The 319-nt window shown below is 57.7% G+C and carries 1 pseudogene; it reads left to right on the forward strand.

Annotated features, from left to right (window positions below):
* Window positions 1-319 (forward strand): annotated as a pseudogene (locus ABR397_RS23670) (type VI secretion system ATPase TssH); the annotation flags it as partial.

Here is a 319-nt window from a genome sequence, read left to right on the forward strand (position 1 = left end):
CACCTGGTCGGAGTACAAACGCTATTTTGAACAGGATGCCGCGCTGGAGCGCCGTTTCCAGCGGATTAACGTTGATGAGCCGGATGATGAAACCGCTTGCCTGATGTTGCGTGGGCTGAAAGCGCGTTATGCCCGCCACCACGGCGTCCATATTCTTGATAGTGCGGTACAGGCGGCGGTAACACTCTCCCGTCGTTACCTGGCTGGACGTCAGCTCCCGGATAAAGCGGTGGATCTGCTGGACACCGCCAGTGCCCGGGTGCGCATGAGCTTAGATACTTCACCGGCATCGCTGACACAGTTAAAAACCGAGCGCGAT

The organism is Photorhabdus viridis, from assembly GCF_040256935.1.
GTDB lineage: Bacteria > Pseudomonadota > Gammaproteobacteria > Enterobacterales > Enterobacteriaceae > Photorhabdus > Photorhabdus viridis.